11 protein-coding genes and 2 pseudogenes are annotated in these 16,915 nt (G+C 62.7%); 12 read left to right on the top strand and 1 reads right to left on the bottom strand.

The window, feature by feature from the left end:
* Nucleotides 1-121: 121 nt before the first annotated feature.
* From BJD12_RS24075 to BJD12_RS24070, 5 genes and pseudogenes are all read left to right on the top strand, one after another.
* Complete coding sequence (locus tag BJD12_RS24075) at nt 122-262, top strand: hypothetical protein (protein ID WP_155759265.1); 141 nt, start codon at nt 122-124, stop codon at nt 260-262.
* A gap of 244 nt (nt 263-506) precedes the next feature.
* Nucleotides 507-3,401 (top strand): TonB-dependent receptor domain-containing protein, encoded by a 2,895-nt coding sequence (locus BJD12_RS03685; RefSeq protein WP_005990495.1) that lies wholly within the window; start codon nt 507-509, stop codon nt 3,399-3,401.
* Nucleotides 3,402-3,561: 160 nt separating this feature from the next.
* On the top strand, nt 3,562-5,937 hold the full coding sequence (locus BJD12_RS03680) for a glycoside hydrolase family 127 protein (RefSeq protein WP_005990492.1): 2,376 nt from the start codon (nt 3,562-3,564) through the stop codon (nt 5,935-5,937).
* Nucleotides 5,938-6,200: 263 nt separating this feature from the next.
* A pseudogene (locus tag BJD12_RS24875) lies at nt 6,201-6,486 on the top strand (integrase core domain-containing protein); the annotation flags it as partial.
* Between the two features lie 298 nt (nt 6,487-6,784).
* A complete protein-coding gene (locus BJD12_RS24070; RefSeq protein WP_155616242.1) occupies nt 6,785-8,113 on the top strand; it encodes a hypothetical protein in 1,329 nt (442 codons plus the stop codon).
* Nucleotides 8,114-8,210: 97 nt separating this feature from the next.
* Here BJD12_RS24070 and htpG read toward each other — a convergent pair whose 3' ends face one another.
* Entirely contained in the window at nt 8,211-10,115 is a 1,905-nt protein-coding gene (htpG, locus tag BJD12_RS03665) for a molecular chaperone HtpG (RefSeq protein WP_005990488.1), read from the bottom strand.
* A gap of 239 nt (nt 10,116-10,354) precedes the next feature.
* On the opposite strand from htpG, the gene rsmD reads away from it, so the two are divergent.
* From rsmD to BJD12_RS03630, 7 genes and pseudogenes are all read left to right on the top strand, one after another.
* Nucleotides 10,355-10,978 carry a 16S rRNA (guanine(966)-N(2))-methyltransferase RsmD gene (gene rsmD, locus BJD12_RS03660; RefSeq protein ID WP_005990486.1) on the top strand — a complete coding sequence of 208 codons (624 nt, stop codon included), beginning with the start codon at nt 10,355-10,357 and terminating at the stop codon, nt 10,976-10,978.
* On the top strand, nt 10,975-11,481 hold the full coding sequence (gene coaD, locus BJD12_RS03655) for a pantetheine-phosphate adenylyltransferase (protein WP_005990484.1): 507 nt from the start codon (nt 10,975-10,977) through the stop codon (nt 11,479-11,481). Before rsmD ends, coaD begins: the two co-directional genes overlap by 4 nt.
* 46 nt (nt 11,482-11,527) lie before the next feature.
* Nucleotides 11,528-12,025, top strand: a complete 498-nt coding sequence (locus BJD12_RS03650) for a hypothetical protein (protein WP_005990481.1) — start codon at nt 11,528-11,530, stop codon at nt 12,023-12,025.
* Nucleotides 12,026-12,086: 61 nt separating this feature from the next.
* Nucleotides 12,087-12,266, top strand: coding sequence for a hypothetical protein (locus BJD12_RS03645; RefSeq protein ID WP_228861696.1), 180 nt, complete (start codon nt 12,087-12,089; stop codon nt 12,264-12,266).
* Nucleotides 12,257-12,541, top strand: a complete 285-nt coding sequence (locus tag BJD12_RS03640) for a YfhL family 4Fe-4S dicluster ferredoxin (protein WP_003489796.1) — start codon at nt 12,257-12,259, stop codon at nt 12,539-12,541. Before BJD12_RS03645 ends, BJD12_RS03640 begins: the two co-directional genes overlap by 10 nt.
* A pseudogene (ggt, locus tag BJD12_RS03635) lies at nt 12,538-14,315 on the top strand (gamma-glutamyltransferase). Before BJD12_RS03640 ends, ggt begins: the two are co-directional and overlap by 4 nt.
* A 502-nt stretch (nt 14,316-14,817) precedes the next feature.
* Entirely contained in the window at nt 14,818-16,575 is a 1,758-nt protein-coding gene (locus tag BJD12_RS03630; protein WP_005990475.1) for a glycoside hydrolase family 9 protein, read from the top strand.
* The last annotated feature ends 340 nt before the right edge of the window (nt 16,576-16,915 follow it).

Here is a 16,915-nt window from a genome sequence, read left to right as displayed (position 1 = left end):
ACGGCAGCGCAGTGCGTAGATCGAACAGTGGCGCGATCTGGGTTCGGCGATCCGCATCGATCGCCGTCTGGTTGGTTAGAGATGACAAGGTTGCTTTGAGGACATCTGCAGGAGTCGTGTCATGACGCTGGCCGTGAAGCGATCGATCCCGCGTGCAGCGATGCTTCAATGCACACCATTGCGCATGGCAACCATGCTGTTTTCCGCATGCACTTGCGACAAATGCGACAAGACGCGGCGCGTGCGCACAGGCACATTGTGACCAGCCGATGAAATTGGAGCGCATGGGCGACTCCACGAACGAACCAATTTCCATCTGACAATGCGCGGTGACGCGATCGATGCCGATCGCGCGCGTCGCTAGGTGTCTACGTCTGCCTTGCCGCCACGGCGACGCATCTCGCCGTGTCCTATGTCCGCCTTCGATGTTTTCCGCACTGGTGCATGCCGGTATGGGCGCGTGTTGCCCGTCGGTTATCCACTTTTCTTCAAACCAGGAGCCCCGCATGTCGATGTTGTCGCTGCCCATCCATCGCCGCACCGTCACGGGGCTGCGCCTGCTGCCCAGCACGCTTGCCACCGCGCTGTTGGTGGCGCTCTCCGCCGGCACGGCGGTTCCTGCGCTGGCGCAGCAGGCCGGCAACGGCGACGCAACGCAGACGCTCGACAGCGTGGTGGTCACCGGCTCGCGCCTGCGCCGCGTGGATACCGAAACCGCCAATCCGGTGGTCACCGTCAGCCAGGAACAGATCGCCGCCACCGGCAAGGCCACGGTTGGCGATCTGCTGCAGGAATTGCCATCGATCGCCGGCAACGCCACCAACCCGTACACCAACAACGGCGGTGGCACCGGCGCCTCGGCGATCTCGCTGCGCGGCCTGGGCGACAAACGCACGCTGGTGCTGGTCAACGGCATCCGCCTGGCCTACAACGACGTCAACGCGATTCCCTCCAGCATGATCGAGCGGATCGAGGTGCTCAGCGATGGCGCCTCGGCGGTGTACGGTTCCGATGCCATCGGTGGCGTGGTCAACTTCATCCTGCGCACGCGCTTCGATGGCGTGCAATTCAGCAGCGACTTCGGCACCAGCAGCGAACGCGATGGCAATCGCCGCAATTTCAGCCTTACCGCCGGCAAGACCTGGGAGCGCGGCAGCCTGATCGGCGGGTTGTCGTACCACAACATCGACCCGGTCTCGGCCGGTGCGCGCGACTACTCCAGAGATGCGCTGGCACTGACCGATGGCGTGCCGGTGAAGCAGGGGTCTTCTGCCACGCCCACCGGCACGGTCAATTTCAACGATGGCTCGGATCAGTCCAATCAGCTTCGGCAGGCCAACGGCTGCACGCGCGTGACGCTCAATGCGGGCGTCAGCGGCCGCGCGGGCCCAGGCGATTTCCACTGCTATGACGCCGCCGCCGATTCCTATAACTATCAGCCGTTCAATCTGTTGCAGACGCCGCAAAAGCGCACCAACGCCTTCCTGCTGGGGACATTTCGCTTCAGCGACGGCGTCGAGGGTTACGTCAACACCTGGTTCAGTAAAACCGAGTCGGCGTCTATCATCGCGCCGATCCCGATCTTCTCCAATGGCGACAACATCCTGGTGTCGTCGCAGAGCTACTACAACCCGTTCGGCGTCAACTTCGGTACCGACCGCACCACCGGCACCTCGTACAACGACCTCAATACGCGCGCCACGGTGCTGGGCAATCGCAGCTATCAATACAACACCTACAACTTCCAGATCAGCCCCGGCCTGCGTGGACGCTTCGGCGACAGCTCCTGGCAGTGGGATGCAAACTTCAACTACGGCAAGGTCAAGCAGAAGTCGATCAATAACGGCTTTCTCGACTATGCCGCGTTCAATCAAGCCATCGGGCCGTCGTTCCTGGACAGCGATGGCGTGGTCAAGTGCGGCAGCGCGAGCGCGGCGATTGCCGGTTGCACGCCGCTGAACTTCTTCAACCTCAACGACAGCAGCAACCTGGCCACCTTGCAGGGCATGGTGGTCAACCCGATCGTGACCAGCGTGTATACGGTCAAACAATTCGAAGCCAACGCCAACGGCACGTTGTTCGAACTGCCGGCCGGCGCGGCGAGCCTGGCGGCCGGGCTTTCGTATCGCAAGGAGCGCTCCACGACGGCATCGGACGCGCTGTGGACCGGCGACGAAAACGGCCTGTGCGGGGTGATCGAATACTGCTCGTCTACCCTGAGCGGCAGCTTCGACGTCAAGGAAGCCTATGCCGAAGCGTTGTTCCCGTTGCTCAAGGATCTGCCCGGCATCAACGCGCTCAACATCACCCTGGGCACGCGGTTTTCCGACTACAGCTCGGTGGGCAGCAAGACCAATAGCAAGGTGTCGCTGGAGTATCGCCCGATCGAGAATCTGCTGGTGCGCGGTACGGTCTCGCAGGTGTTTCGCGCGCCCAACATCAACGAACTGTATGCCGGCGTCGCAGGCGATGCGGCTACCGTCAACGACCCCTGCAACGGCTATACCGGCGGCAACAACGTCGCCTGCGCCAATGTGCCCACCGACGGCAGCTACCAGCAATCGGACGGCCAGGTGTCGGGCAAGGTCTCCGGCGCGGCAGTGGCCGGCTACCAACTCAAGCCGGAAACCGGCAAGTCCTACGACGTGGGCCTGGTGTACGACCCGCAATGGATCGATGGCCTGTCGATCAGCGCCGACTGGTGGCGCATCGATCTGGAAGACACCATCACCACCGTCTCTGCGCAAACGGTGCTCAACCAGTGCTATGCCAACTCGGCAAGCGCGTTCTGCGCGTTGATCCATCGCAACGGTAACGGCACCATCAATTACATCGCCGAACCCACCGTCAACCTGGGCAAGCTCTGGGCCAAGGGCATGGATTTCAACCTGACCTATCGCCTGCCTGCGACTGCCTGGGGCAACGTCAACATCGGCCTCAACGGCACCTATCTCACCCGCTACGATGTGCTGCCCGACACCACCGACCCCAGCTCGGTCACCATCCACAACGTCGGACGCTACACCCAGGCATACGGCAATTTCCCGCGCTGGCGCGCACTGGGCACGGTGAGTTGGGCGTTGGACGATTGGAGCGCCACCTGGCGCATCCGCTATGTCGGCAATACCGCCATCGGCAATTCGGATCCGGACCAAAGCCTGTCGGCCGACTCCAGCCAGCCCACGGTGGTGCGCAAGATCGGCGCCTACGTCTACAACAACCTGCAGCTCGGTTACAACGTCGAGCCCTGGCATACGCGCTTTGAAGTGGGCGTGGACAATGTCGCCAACAAGCAGCCGCCACTGTATTACTCCAACAATGTCGGCAACGCGAACACCGATGTAGCCACCTACGATCTGCTCGGCAGGTTCTATTGGGCGCGCGCGACGGTGAAGTTTTGAGTGCGGCCACGTCGACGCCGCTGTCTGATCGCACTGCTGCTGCCCGATCCGATCGGGCAGCAGCAGACCAGGTGACGCAGGGGGCCCTACATCGCGATTGCAATCAGGGCTGCAACGGCGCGCGCAGTCTGCAAGCAGCGGCGGGAGCTAAGCTGACCTTATGACCGAGCCATCCAACACCGTGCGCACCACCGACCACGCGCTGACCCTGTCGCGGCGGCGTTTTCTGGCCTGGAGCAGCCTGGCAGTGGCCGCGGGCTTCCTGCGCTTCCCCGCCGATGCCAATGCCGCCCAGCCGGGCCGCATGCGCGCGGTGCCGCTGGCCCAGGTCCGCTTGACGCCGTCGCTGTTTCTGGATGCGCTCAACACCAATCGACGCTATCTGATGCGGCTGCAGCCTGATCGGCTCTTGCACAACTTCGTGCTGTACGCCGGTCTCGACCCCAAGGCGCCGGCCTATGGCGGCTGGGAAGCGGACACCATCGCCGGCCATACGCTCGGCCACTATCTCAGTGCCTTGGCACTCATGCATGCGCAAACCGGCGATGCGCAATGCGCCACGCGTGCCGCGTATCTGGTCAGCGAACTGGCGCGTTGCCAGGCACATGCGGGCGATGGCTATGTGGCCGGCTTCACCCGCAAGAACGCTGCAGGACAGATCGAAAGCGGCCGCGCCGTTTTCGATGAACTGAAGAAAGGCAAGATCGACTCGGCACCGTTCTATCTCAACGGCAGCTGGGCGCCGCTGTACACCTGGCACAAGTTGTTCGCCGGCTTGCTCGACGTGCATGCGCACTGCGGCAATGCGCAGGCGCTGCAGGTGGCGGTGGGGCTGGCCGGTTACCTGCAAGGCATTTTCGCAGCGTTGAACGATGCGCAGCTGCAACAGGTATTGTCCTGCGAATTCGGTGGCCTCAACGAATCGTTCGTGGAATTGCATGTGCAAACCGACGACGCGCAGTGGCTGGCATTGGCGCAGCGCCTGCATCACCACGCCGTGATCGACCCGCTGGTCGCCCAGCGCGACGAATTGGTCCACCAGCATTCCAATACCAACATCCCCAAACTGATCGGCCTGGCCCGCGAGTACGAAGTCACCGGCGATGCCGCATCCGGTGCGGCCGCGCGCTTCTTCTGGCAAACCGTCACCGACCACCACACCTACGTGATCGGCGGCAATGGCGACCGCGAATACTTCCAGCAGCCGGACAGCATCTCGAAGTTTCTCACCGAGCAGACCTGCGAGCATTGCGCCAGCTACAACATGCTCAAGCTCACCCGGCACTTGTATCAGTGGGGACCACAGGCGGTGCATTTCGATTACTACGAACGTACCTTGCTCAACCACGTGATGGCGCAGCAGCATCCGCGCACCGGCATGTTCACCTACATGACACCGCTGCTGGCCGGCGAAGCGCGCGGCTGGTCCTCGCCATTCGACGATTTCTGGTGTTGCGTTGGCAGTGGCATGGAGGCGCACGCCCAGTTCGGAGACTCGATCTATTGGGAGGACGGGCAGGGCGTCTTCGTCAATTTGTACGTGCCCTCCACGGTGCGCGATGCGGCCGGGTTTGCGCTGAGCTTGCGCAGCACGCTGCCCGAGCGGGGAGAGGTCACACTGCAGATCGATGCCGCGCCCGCGGCGGCACGCACGTTGGCGCTGCGCGTGCCCGGTTGGGCCGGAGCATTCACGCTGCAGGTCAACGGCCAACTGCAGACCTTGCAGCCGGTCGATGGCTACCTGCGCATCGAACGAGTGTGGGCCGCTGGCGACACCGTGTCCCTGCAACTGGGAATGCCGCTGCGTCTGGAGCCCACCTCCGACGATCCTGCCTGGGTGGTGGTCATGCGCGGCCCGCTGGTACTGGCCGCCGATCTGGGCGACGCCGCAACGCCCTGGGACAACACCACACCCGTGCTGATCGGCGGCGACGAAGTCCTGCAACGCCTGCAGCCGCTACCGGCGCACGGCCATTACCAGTACAGCGACGGCGCGCAGCAGTGGCGTCTGTCGCCGTTTTACGCCCAGTTCGACCGCCGCAGCGCCGTCTATCTGGAACATCGCAACGCCGCTGCCTGGCAGCAACGCCAGGCCGAACAAGCCGCCAACGCGCAACAGCAAAAAGCCCTGGATACACGCGCGCTCGACCACGTTGCGCTTGGCGACGACACCTCCGAAAAAGCCCACGCACTCACCAGCGAAAGCTCCTACGCACTGAGCTACCGCCGCCGCGCCGGCCGCGACGCCCGCACTGGTGGTTTCATCGCCTTCACCGTGCGCAACACCGCCCAGGCCCGCATCTTGCGCCTGCGCTACTGGGGCGACGAAACCCGCCGCCGCTTCCGCCTCCTCGCCGACGGCGAGCTCATCGCCAACGAGCGCCTGGACGGCAATCGCGGCCTGGACTTCGTCGACATCGACTACGCCTTACCCGCAGCGGTAGCAGGCCGCGCCACCCTGCAGATCCGCATCGAACCGGAGACCGGCTACTCGGCAGGGCCGGCGTTCGGATGTTGGGTGTTGGGGTCGGCGTGAGTGCTGCATCAAGCGCATATCGAAGGGATGACTGGGGAACCCACCCTAACTTTGAAGAGAGCATGGCACCGGAAAGCAAAGAAACCATGCCCGCATCCACTCGAATGAGCTCAGACATGCAACATCAAACCCCTTTCCGTTCAGGAGAGGGGTTGGGCGAGAATACGGCGGTGAGCCGCGGCCTATTTTCAATGGCACGGACCCCCTCGCTTCACCGAATTGAATCCCACAGCAACGTTGACGTGAAGAAGTGTTCGACCGAAGAACTGGTTTGCACGGACAACGGAGAAGAGTTCTTTGGCAAGACTACGGGGGTATGCGCGTGTTGGGCAGCGGCGTCTGATCCAACCTAGCAAGCCAAACCAGAACTCTTACGTCTAATCCTTCAATTGCAGGCAGCACGACGAATGCCTCAACGAGCATTGGTTCCTGCGCGCCAAGCTCGATTGGTGGCGACGCGACTATAATGAGCGCCAACCCGAGAAAAAAATCGGGGCCATGACACCAGCTGCTTGTGCCCAACGGTTGACCAAAAGCGATATCAGCAACCACGCGGCTAAACTCGATCACTATTCAAAGAGGTGTGGGCGTTGCAACCTCTGGGCGGTGCGCCGGCAGTTGTTGCCGACCAAGGGGGGGCACTGATGGGCGGCACCAATCCGCTAGAAAATCTGATAAATCAGTCGTATGCACTCACGTTGCGCGTCAGCCTCATACCGCAGGTTGGGGTTGATGCATCTGGCGCATTGTTCCTGCCTTCCCTAGGAAGCGATCACATCCGTGGGCATGCTTGTTGCTGTGAACGCGCGGTCGAACTAGGATCATCATTTCTAATGGGGAGAAAACAATGGCGGAACCCGTAGCTGTCAGCGATAACGAGGACGTTTCAGCGATGGCAGCGAAGCTATGCAGTTCGCTACGCGAGTTTGCAGAAGAATTGGGCGCCCGCCACCCTAGCGGAACCCAGTCTTTTTATGCTGGTTTCAACTACAATGGCTCCGTCATACAGCCGGTCGACTTAAAGATCAGTGCGACTGCACTTGCAGAGCGTTATGAGTCTTATAACTGGACGGCCTGTAATCACGAGCATGCGTCAGAGTGGTTTAACGATCTAGCGGCCAAGGTTGATTTGGCAAAGACTGTTCTTCCAAATCTTTTTAGTTCTGCGCATGTTGCTGAGGGAATTCAGGCTCTACTGACAACTATAAAAATTCATGTTGATTCTTTGGTCGAATTATCGGTCGTAGATGAGATGCTGAAATTGCCCCAAAAAATCCAACGAGACGCATCGCGTGCAGCGGATCGTCTGTCAAATGCTTCTGGTAAAATTGAGGGTATTGAGGCGGTTTTGGCTAAAATTGCAGCCGCTAAAGAACTTGCTGAAAATCTCGGGGCTACCCAAGAAGATCTGGAAGCTGCTCTGAAAGAGGTGGAATTTGCCAAGACTAGCTCGCACCGGCATGAGCAGGCGGCTAAGGCTGCTGCGGAACATGCAGATGCAGCATCGGTCGAGTTGAAGGAGCATCTTGCAGAGGCTGAAAAAACGATGGCGCGTGTCGCAGCAGCTTACCGCGCGTCGACTTCTGAAGGGCTTGCGAAGGCCTTTTCAAGCAAAGCTGAAAATCTAAATAAGTCGATATATCTGTGGGTTGCCGCATTAATGGTGGGGCTTGTTGGTGCTATATGTATTGGTGCGACAAGGTTTCCATCGATATTGGCCGCTTCGGTTAATCAATCGGGTCAGTCTATAAATATAAGTGCGGTCTTAGTGCAGGTTATTTTAGCGGCCTTGTCGCTAGGGGCGCCAGTTTGGCTAGCTTGGGTGGCAACCACTCAGATCGGACAGCGTTTCAGGTTGGCCGAAGATTACGCTTACAAAGCTGCTCTTGCCGCAGCGTATGAGGGCTATCGTAGCGAAGCTGCCCGATTGGATCCTTTAATGGAAGGGCAGCTTTTCTCCATAGCTTTGACTAGACTCGATGAGCTCCCTTTGCGTTTAGTTGACAATCATGTTGCTGGTAGCCCTCTTCATGAACTTATAAAGTCTGTTGAATTTTCTGCAGCAATGGACGCTGTGCCTGGTCTACGCAGACGGCTTGATGCCATTTTTCGGCGCGAAGCCAAGACCTCGGGTAGCACATCTGTCGATTCTGCGGCATCCTCCCTCCCTGAGTAGTAGCTGTGTTGAGAGTTCGTGATTGATTTGATTCCTCTATATAAAAAACCGGCATTTAGCCGGTTTTTTATATTTCTTTCTTGGAATTGAAGAAATCTTAAGCAGACAGCTCCAGCAACAACTTATTCAACCGCCGCACATACCCGGCCGGATCCTTGAGGCTATCGCCCGCCGCCAACGCAGCCTGATCGAACAACACCCGGCTCAAATCGCCAAACCGGTCCATATCCTGTTCCGCATCCAGTTTCTCGATCAGCGGGTGGCCAGGGTTGAACTCGAACACCGGCTTGCTTTCCGGCACGGCCTGGCCGCTGGCTTCGAGGAGCTGGCGCATCTGCAGACCCAGGTCGCCCTGGCCAATTGCCAGGATGGCAGGGGAGTCGGTCAAGCGGTGCGAGACGCGCACTTCGGCGACGTCGTCGCCGAGCGCGGCCTTGATGCGAGAGGCCAGGCCTTCCTTGGACTTGGCGACTTCTTCCTGCGCCTTCTTGTCTTCTTCCGAATCCAGCTTGCCCAGGTCCAGGTCGCCGCGGGCTACGTCCACGAACGACTTGCCGTCGAACTCGGTGAGGTAGCTCATCAGCCATTCGTCGATGCGGTCGGTGAGCAGCAGCACTTCGATGCCCTTCTTGCGGAACACCTCAAGATGCGGGCTGTCCTTGATCTGCGCGTAGCTCTCGCCGGTGAGGTAATACAGCTTGTCCTGGCCTTCGGTCAGGCGGCTCACGTAGTCGGCCAGGCCCACGCTCTGCGCGCCGCTGGTGTCGTGCGTGGAGGAGAAGCGCAGCAGGCCGGCGATCTTTTCGCGGTTTGCGTAATCCTCGGCCGGGCCTTCCTTCAGTGCCTGGCCGAAGTTGCGCCAGAAGGTGGCGTAGTCGTCCGGCTTGTCCTTGGCCAGCTTCTCCAGCATGTCCAGCGAGCGCTTGGTCAGTGCGGACTTCATCGAGTCCACCACCGGGCCGGACTGCAGGATCTCGCGCGAGACATTGAGCGACAGGTCCGACGAATCCACCACGCCCTTGATGAAACGCAGGTACAGCGGCAGGAACTGCTCGGCCTGGTCCATGATGAAAACGCGCTGCACGTACAGCTTCAGCCCCTTGGCCGAATCGCGGTGATACAGGTCGAACGGGGCGCGGCCGGGCACGAACAGCAGCGAGGTGTACTCCAGCTTGCCTTCGACCTTGTTATGGCTCCACGCCAGCGGGTTGCCCGCATCGTGCGCGACGTGCTTGTAGAACTCCTGGTATTCGGCGTCCTTGATTTCGGACTTGGGGCGCGTCCACAGCGCGCTGGCGCGGTTGACCACTTCCCACTCCGGCTCGGCCGGCTTGTCGGCGTCTTCGCCGTAATGCTCCTTGCGCATCTCGATCGGCAGGCCGATGTGATCGGAGTACTTCTTGAGAATGTTGCGCAAGGTCCAGCCGTCGGCGAAGGACTCTTCGCCGTCCTTCAGCTGCAGCACGATGCGGGTGCCGCGCTCGGGTTTGTCGATGCTGGCGATCTCGAATTCGCCTTCGCCACGCGAAGACCAATGCACACCTTCGTTGGCGGGCAGGCCGGCGCGGCGCGAATACACGTCCACCTGGTCGGCGACGATGAAGGCGCTGTAGAAACCCACGCCGAACTGGCCGATCAGGTTGGCGTCCTTTTTCTGGTCGCCGCTCAGATGCTTGAGGAAGTCGGCCGTGCCGGACTTGGCGATGGTGCCCAGATGCGAGACCGCATCCTCGCGGCTCATGCCGATGCCGTTGTCGTCGATGGTGACGGTGCGCGCGTCCTTGTCGTAGTCGACGCGGATGCGCAGATCGCTGCCGCCTTCCAGCAGCTCGGGCTTGACAAGGGCTTCGAAGCGCAGCTTGTCGGCGGCGTCGGCAGCATTGGAAACCAGCTCGCGCAGGAAGATTTCCTTGTTCGAGTACAACGAATGGATCATCAGCTGCAGCAGCTGCTTGACCTCGGTCTGGAAGCCCAGCGTCTGCTTGTCGGTGTCAACGGTCATTGGGGTCGTGCTCCATGGTGGTCCAGGCCGCACTGCGGCCGATGGCCTGGGGGATGAGGCCGTCGGCGGATTTTTTCAAGGCGTGCCTGCGCGAAGGTGACGCGCATGGTGCAAAGCGGGGCAGGGCGGGCATGCCGGGCGCAGCGGTATCATGGGCGGCCATTGCCCGCACTCCGAACCATGCTGCCACTCGTACCACCTGTGTTCCGCCGTCGTCCGCCAGCGCCGGGCGCGCTGCGATGAGCCGCCCGCATCGGCCGGCGCCGCGTGGCATGGAAGGACAGGTGCGCATCGTCGGCGGACGCTGGCGCAACACCAAGCTGGCGGTGCCTGACCTGCCGGGCCTGCGCCCGAGCAGCGACCGCGTGCGCGAAACGGTGTTCAACTGGCTGATGCCGCACCTGCGCGGTGCGCGCGTGCTGGATCTGTTTGCCGGCTCCGGCGCGCTGGGGCTGGAAGCGGTCTCGCGCGGTGCGGCGCATGCCACGCTGATCGAACGCGACCCCGGCTTGGCGCAGCGGCTGCGCGAGCTGGTGACTAGGCTGGATGCGGCCGATCAGGTGCAGGTACTGCAGGAGGACGCGCTGCGCTGGCTGGAGCGCGCGCCGGCGGCCCAGGCCGATATCGTGTTCGTCGACCCGCCGTTCGCCGCCGGCCTGTGGCCCAGCGTGCTCGAACGCCTGCCCGCGCATCTGGCTGCCGAGGCCTGGCTGTATCTGGAAGCGCCGGCGGATGCGGCGCTGCAGCTGCCGGCCGGCTGGCACCTGCATCGCGAAGGGGGCACCCGGCAGGTGCGCTATGCGCTGTATCGCCGGGCCGCTGCTACACTGAACAGCGATCCAGCCCCGGTAGTTTCCGTATGAGCGTGGCCAACAGCCGCACCGCCGTCTATCCCGGTACCTTCGACCCGATCACCAATGGCCATATCGACCTGGTGAATCGCGCCGCGCCGTTGTTCGAGCGCGTGGTGGTGGGTGTGGCGTACAGCCCGTCCAAAGGCCCGGCATTGCCGCTGGAAAAGCGCGTCGCGCTGGCACAGGAGGCACTGGCGGCGCATACCAATGTGGAAGTGCGCGGCTTCGACACCCTGCTGGCGCACTTCGTGCGCGACATGAACGCCGGGGTGCTGCTGCGCGGCCTACGTGCAGTGTCCGACTTCGAATACGAATTCCAGATGGCCAGCATGAACCGCCATCTGATCCCGGAGGTGGAAACGCTGTTCCTCACCCCGGCCGAGCAATACAGCTTCATTTCGTCGTCGCTGGTGCGCGAAATCGCGCGCCTGGGCGGCGATGTCTCCGGTTTCGTGCCGGCCTCTGTGGTCGAAGCCTTGCGGCAGGTGCGCGAATCCCGCGCGCAGGCCTGATCTCATCTGTCGTTCCATCACCACGCTTTTCAAAGGGAGGAGTTTCATGAAACACACCATGCGCGCTCTGGCGCTCGCTTCGATCGCCGCTCTGGCGGTCACCGCCTGCAAGAAGGAAGAGCCGGCGCCGACCGCCGCTGCCGCTCCGGCAGCGCTGAAGGCCCCGGCCAAGGACGACAACGCGGGCTGGAAGAAGTACCTGCAGGAAGTGGTTGGTCAGAACCTGGGCGCCACCACCAACAGCCCGTTCCTGTACTACTTGCCGCCGGAGTCCGATGCCGAGTTTGCCGGCAGCTACGAGCGTCAGCTGGAAAGCGTCAAGACCGCACTCGCCCGTGGCGTGCAGCCGGGCAACATGCTGGCCTTCGGTTCGTCGGCCTCCACCAAGATGGCCGACCTGATCGAGGCCGCGTTCAAGGACGTGCAGCCGGATTCGATGAAGGGCGTGCGCGTTCTGTTCATCGGCGATGCCGCCGAGAATGCGCGCGTGCAGACCATCGTCCAGCCCAAGGGCGTGGAATACACTTTCGTTGAAGCCAAGTAATGCAGCACCAGGCCGGATGCGCGGGAGGGCGCAGCCGGCCGCCGTGTGCGGAGCCAGCAGCATGCTGACTTCGCACATCGCCGGAGCCGGCCGTGCCAGGCCGGTGCCCGACAGCGCCCACGGCGTTGTCCCCTGGTTGATTCGCGCCATGTGCGTCCGCCTGCAGCAGTACGTTGCGTTCCAGCGCCTGCAGTTGAACCGCGCTGCCTCGCATCGCATGGTGTTGTCGATATGTCGCTGAAAATCAACGAGCTGTGCGTCAACTGCGATGTCTGCGAGCCGGCCTGCCCGAATCAGGCGATCTCGATGGGCGAGACCATCTATGTGATCGACCCGGCGCGTTGTACCGAGTGCGTGGGCCATTTCGACGAAGCGCAGTGCGTGGTGGTGTGCCCGGTCGAATGCATCGACCCGGATCCGGCCATTCCGGAAACCCACGATCAATTGCTGGCCAAGCTCATGCAGCTGCAGCGCGATCATCCCGAACTGTACGAACAGGAGCCTCCCGCCCCGTGAGCACTTTCTTCCGACATTTTTCGACACGCGGCCTGCTGTTGCTGGCGTTCGTGCTGGCGCCGCCCGCCTGGTCCGCCGATGGTGCCAAGCCTGCCGCCGCCGCGCCCGCAGCAGTCGCCGCGCATCCGCCCGGTGCGGCAGTGGCCAGCGGCCATGCACTGGCCACCGACGCTGGCCTGCAGATCCTGCGCGAAGGCGGTAACGCGTTCGATGCGGCCATTGCGGTGTCGTCCACGCTGGCGGTGGTCGAGCCGATCAGCTCGGGGCTGGGCGGCGGCGGTTTCTTTCTGCTGCACGATGCCAAGACCGGCAAGGACGTGATGCTGGACGCGCGCGAGTACGCGCCCGAATCGGCCACGCCGGAGAAATTCCTCAACAAGCAGGGCGAGCTGGATCGCGACCGCTCGGTCAACGGCCCGTGGTCGGCCGGTATCCCGGGCCTGCCGGCGGCGCTGGTGGAGCTGGCGTCCAAGCACGGCCAGCTGCCGCTCAAGCAATCGCTGGCACCGTCGATCCGCATCGCCACCGAGGGCTTCCCGGTGTACGCGCGCATGGCCAAGGGCTACGCCTCGCGGCGCGAGGTGATGGAGCGCTATCCCGGCACGCGCGAGGTGTACTTGCGCGGCGGAAAGCCCATTGCCGAAGGCGACCTCTTCAAGCAGCCCGAGCTGGCGCACACCTTGACGCTGCTGGGCGACAAGGGCTTCGACGGGTTCTACAAGGGCGAGACCGCCAAGAAACTGATCGCCGGCGTCAAGCAGGCGTGCGGCCATTGGACTGCCGCGGAGCTGGCCGGTTACTCGGTGAAAGAGCGCACGCCGATCCAGTTCGATTACCGCGGCTGGAAAATCACCACCGCGCCGCCGCCGTCCTCGGGGGCATTGCGCTGGCGGCGATGCTGCAGATTCTGGAAGGCTGGGACTTGAACAAACTCGATGACGTGCACCGCACACATCTGGTGGTGGAATCGATGCGCCGCGCCTACCGCGACCGCACCTTCTTCCTGGGTGACCCGGACTTTGTCGACGTGCCGCAGCGCGTGCTGACCAGCAAGGATTATGCGCAAGGCCTGCGTGCCACCATCAACCCGGACAAGGCCACGCCCAGCGATCTGTTGTCGGGCAATCCCACGCCGCTGGAAGACGACGAGACCACGCACTTTTCCATCATCGATGGCGAAGGCAACCGCGTCGGCGCCACCCAGACCGTCAACCTGTTGTACGGCTCGGGCCTGATCCCCAAGGGCACCGGCGTGCTGCTCAACGACGAGATGGACGACTTCGCGCTCAAGCCGGGTACGCCGAACGCTTTTGGCGTGATGGGCTACGCGGCCAACGCGCCCAAGCCGGGCAAGCGCATGCTCAGCTCGATGACGCCGACCTTCATGGAATCTGCCGACAAGGCGATCGTGCTGGGCACGCCGGGCGGCAGTCGCATCATCACCATGGTGTTGCTCGGCATCCTGGGCTACGACGCCGGGCTGGATGCGCAGGCGGTCAGCGCGTTGCCGCGCTATCACCACCAGTGGCTACCGGACGTCATCGACGCCGAAAGCAATGCGTTCTCGCCGCAGACCGCCAAGGGTCTCGAGGCGATGGGGCACGCGCTGAAACAGCCCGGCGATACCGCCGAGGGCGGGCGCGGGTCCAGCCATGTGTGGGGCAACCTGCAGACCGTGGAATGGGACAAACGTAGCAATGTGCTCAGCGGCGGCAGCGACCCGCGTAACCCGGTGGGCAAGGCGCAAGTGCAGTTGGATACGGCGCCACGCTGATTGCCGAGATCGCTTGATCCAGACGCCTGGTTGCCAGCGATGGTGCCAGGCGTTTTGTGTTGTCGGGTCTGGATTCTGCCGCTGTCACGCAGTTGCTGATTCCATGCCTGCCAGTGTCGCCGACGCGGCCAATGGCTGAAGCGATTTCGCGCGCACGCGTGGCGGCGCTTACGTCGCGTACGTAGCTTGATCGTTGGGCAACGCACAACGTGCGTTGTTGAAGGCAGCCATGAGCGCTGTTGCACAGGGCATCGCAGAGAAGCGCGCATCGCTGACGCGGAATCAGTCAGGAAAGTGCTGCCTAGATCTGATCGGCGTGGGATTGCACGCGAGGCGCCTAACGCTGGTGGCTGATCGAAGCGCGCAGCGTTGTGGCGATCAAGCCAATGCGATGAGGCTCGGTCGGTCGCAGCGTTCGCACCGCCACGGGAATGCCGATTCACCCATCGACTATGCCCGGATTGGACTTGTCGCTGCCGGACAATGCAGCCACCATCGCGGCATGACACTCTTCAAGACTCTGCTCACCAGCATGGTGATCGCATCGCCCATCGTCGCCTGTGCCGCCGACACGTCCGGCAGTCAAACTGCCGCGTCGGCCGGTGCAGCCATCCACGTCAATCAACTCGGTTATCTGCCGGGCTCGGCCAAGCTGGCGGTGGTCGGGGTGCCGCAGGGCGCGGCGCCGGGTTCGGACCGTTTCACGGTCGAGGATGCGCAGGGCCGCAGCGTGCTGCAGGGCACGTTGCAACCTGCTGCAATGTGGACCCCGGCAGGGCAGCAGGCGCGGGTGGCGGATTTCTCCAGCGTGCGTGCGCCGGGAACCTACCGGTTGAGGATCGATGGGTTGCCGACCTCCGATGCATTCCCGATCGATGCGCAAGCATATCAGCCGGTGGTCGATGCCTCGCTCAAGGCGTTTTATTTCAACCGCGCCAGCACTGCGTTGCCGGCGCAGTTCGCCGGGCGCTATGCACGTGCAGCCGGGCACCCGGACACCGATGTGCGCATCCATCCTTCTGCCGCGTCTGCCACGCGTCCGGCCGACAGCGTGATCAGCGCGCCCAAGGGCTGGTACGACGCCGGCGACTACAACAAGTACATCGTCAATTCCGGCATCAGCACCTATACCTTGCTGGCCGCCTATGAGCACTATCCGGCGCTGTTCAAGGCCCAGGCCCTCACCATCCCCAACGACGCGCCCGGCGTGCCCGGCATCCTGCAGGAAACCTGGTGGAACCTGGAATGGATGCTGGCCATGCAGGATCCGGCCGATGGCGGGGTGTACCACAAGCTCACCGACAAGCAGTTCGACGGGTTGGTGATGCCGGAGCAGGCCAAGCAGCAACGCTACGTGGTGATGAAGGCCACTGCGGCCACGCTGGATTTTGCTGCGGTGATGGCGGCGGCCAGCCGTGTGTATGCGCCGTTCGAAAAACAGTACCCCGGCGTGTCGGCACGCATGTTGAAGGCAGCGCGTGCTGCGTGGAGCTGGGCGCAGCAGCATCCGGATGTGATCTATCGCCAGCCCGATGACGTGCGCACTGGCGGCTATGACGATGCGCAGGTTGACGACGAATTCGCGTGGGCGGCGGCGGAGTTGTATGTCAGCACCCGCGAGGATGGTTTCTACGATGCGATGCTGGCGCGCAATGTGCCGGCCAGCGTGCCGGGCTGGAGCAATGTGGGCGGACTGGCCTGGATGTCGCTCGCCGCGCATCGCGACACGCTGACCGCACGTGCGGATCGTGCGCGCATTACGCGTGAGATCACCGGCCTGGCCCAGCAATTGACCGACCAATGGCAGGCATCGCCGTGGCGCCTTGCCATGACCGACAAGGATTTCGTCTGGGGCAGCAATGCCTCCGTGCTCAACCGCGCGATGATGCTGCTGCAGGGCTATCGCCTGACCCAACAACGGACGACGCTGGATGCCGCGCAATCGCATCTGGACTACATCCTGGGCCGCAATCCGCTGGGGATTTCGTTCGTCACCGGGGTCGGCCAGCGCACACCGATGCATATCCACCATCGCCCATCGGAGGCCGATGGCATCGATGCGCCGGTGCCGGGCTGGCTGGCCGGCGGCCCGCAGCCGGGTCAGCAGGACGCGAAGGACTGCAAGGTGCCGTATCCGTCCAGGTTGCCGGCGCTGTCGTATCTGGATGACACCTGCAGCTACGCGAGTAATGAAGTTGCCATCAACTGGAATGCGCCGCTGGTGTATGTGAGTGCGGCGATCCAGGCTTTGACGCGCTGAGGCGGGCTTCAGCGCGAGGACGCGGTTTTTCCTTCTCCCATCGGGAGAAGGTGGCGCGTAGCGCCGGAAGAGGGGACGGCGTTGGCCAGGATACTGGCACGCCGCACCCTCACCCCAACCCCTCTCCCGCAGGAGAGGGGCTCACGCCGCCGTAGCTCACGCTGGCCTGCGTACAAGAGCTTCTGCTACTTGCATGTACCAGGGGTCGGGCTAGTTGCAGTTCTGGATAACGCCCTTAGCTATGCCAGCAACTTGTTGGCGATGCCGGCAACACAGTCAACACGGACGCACTGCAGCTGTTCCTTCTCCCCTCGGGAGAAGGTGGCGCGTAGCGCCGGAT

The organism is Xanthomonas vesicatoria ATCC 35937, from assembly GCF_001908725.1.
GTDB classification, from domain to species: domain Bacteria; phylum Pseudomonadota; class Gammaproteobacteria; order Xanthomonadales; family Xanthomonadaceae; genus Xanthomonas; species Xanthomonas vesicatoria.
Note: the sequence above shows the minus strand (reverse complement) of the source record. Positions and strands in the feature narration are given on the sequence as shown.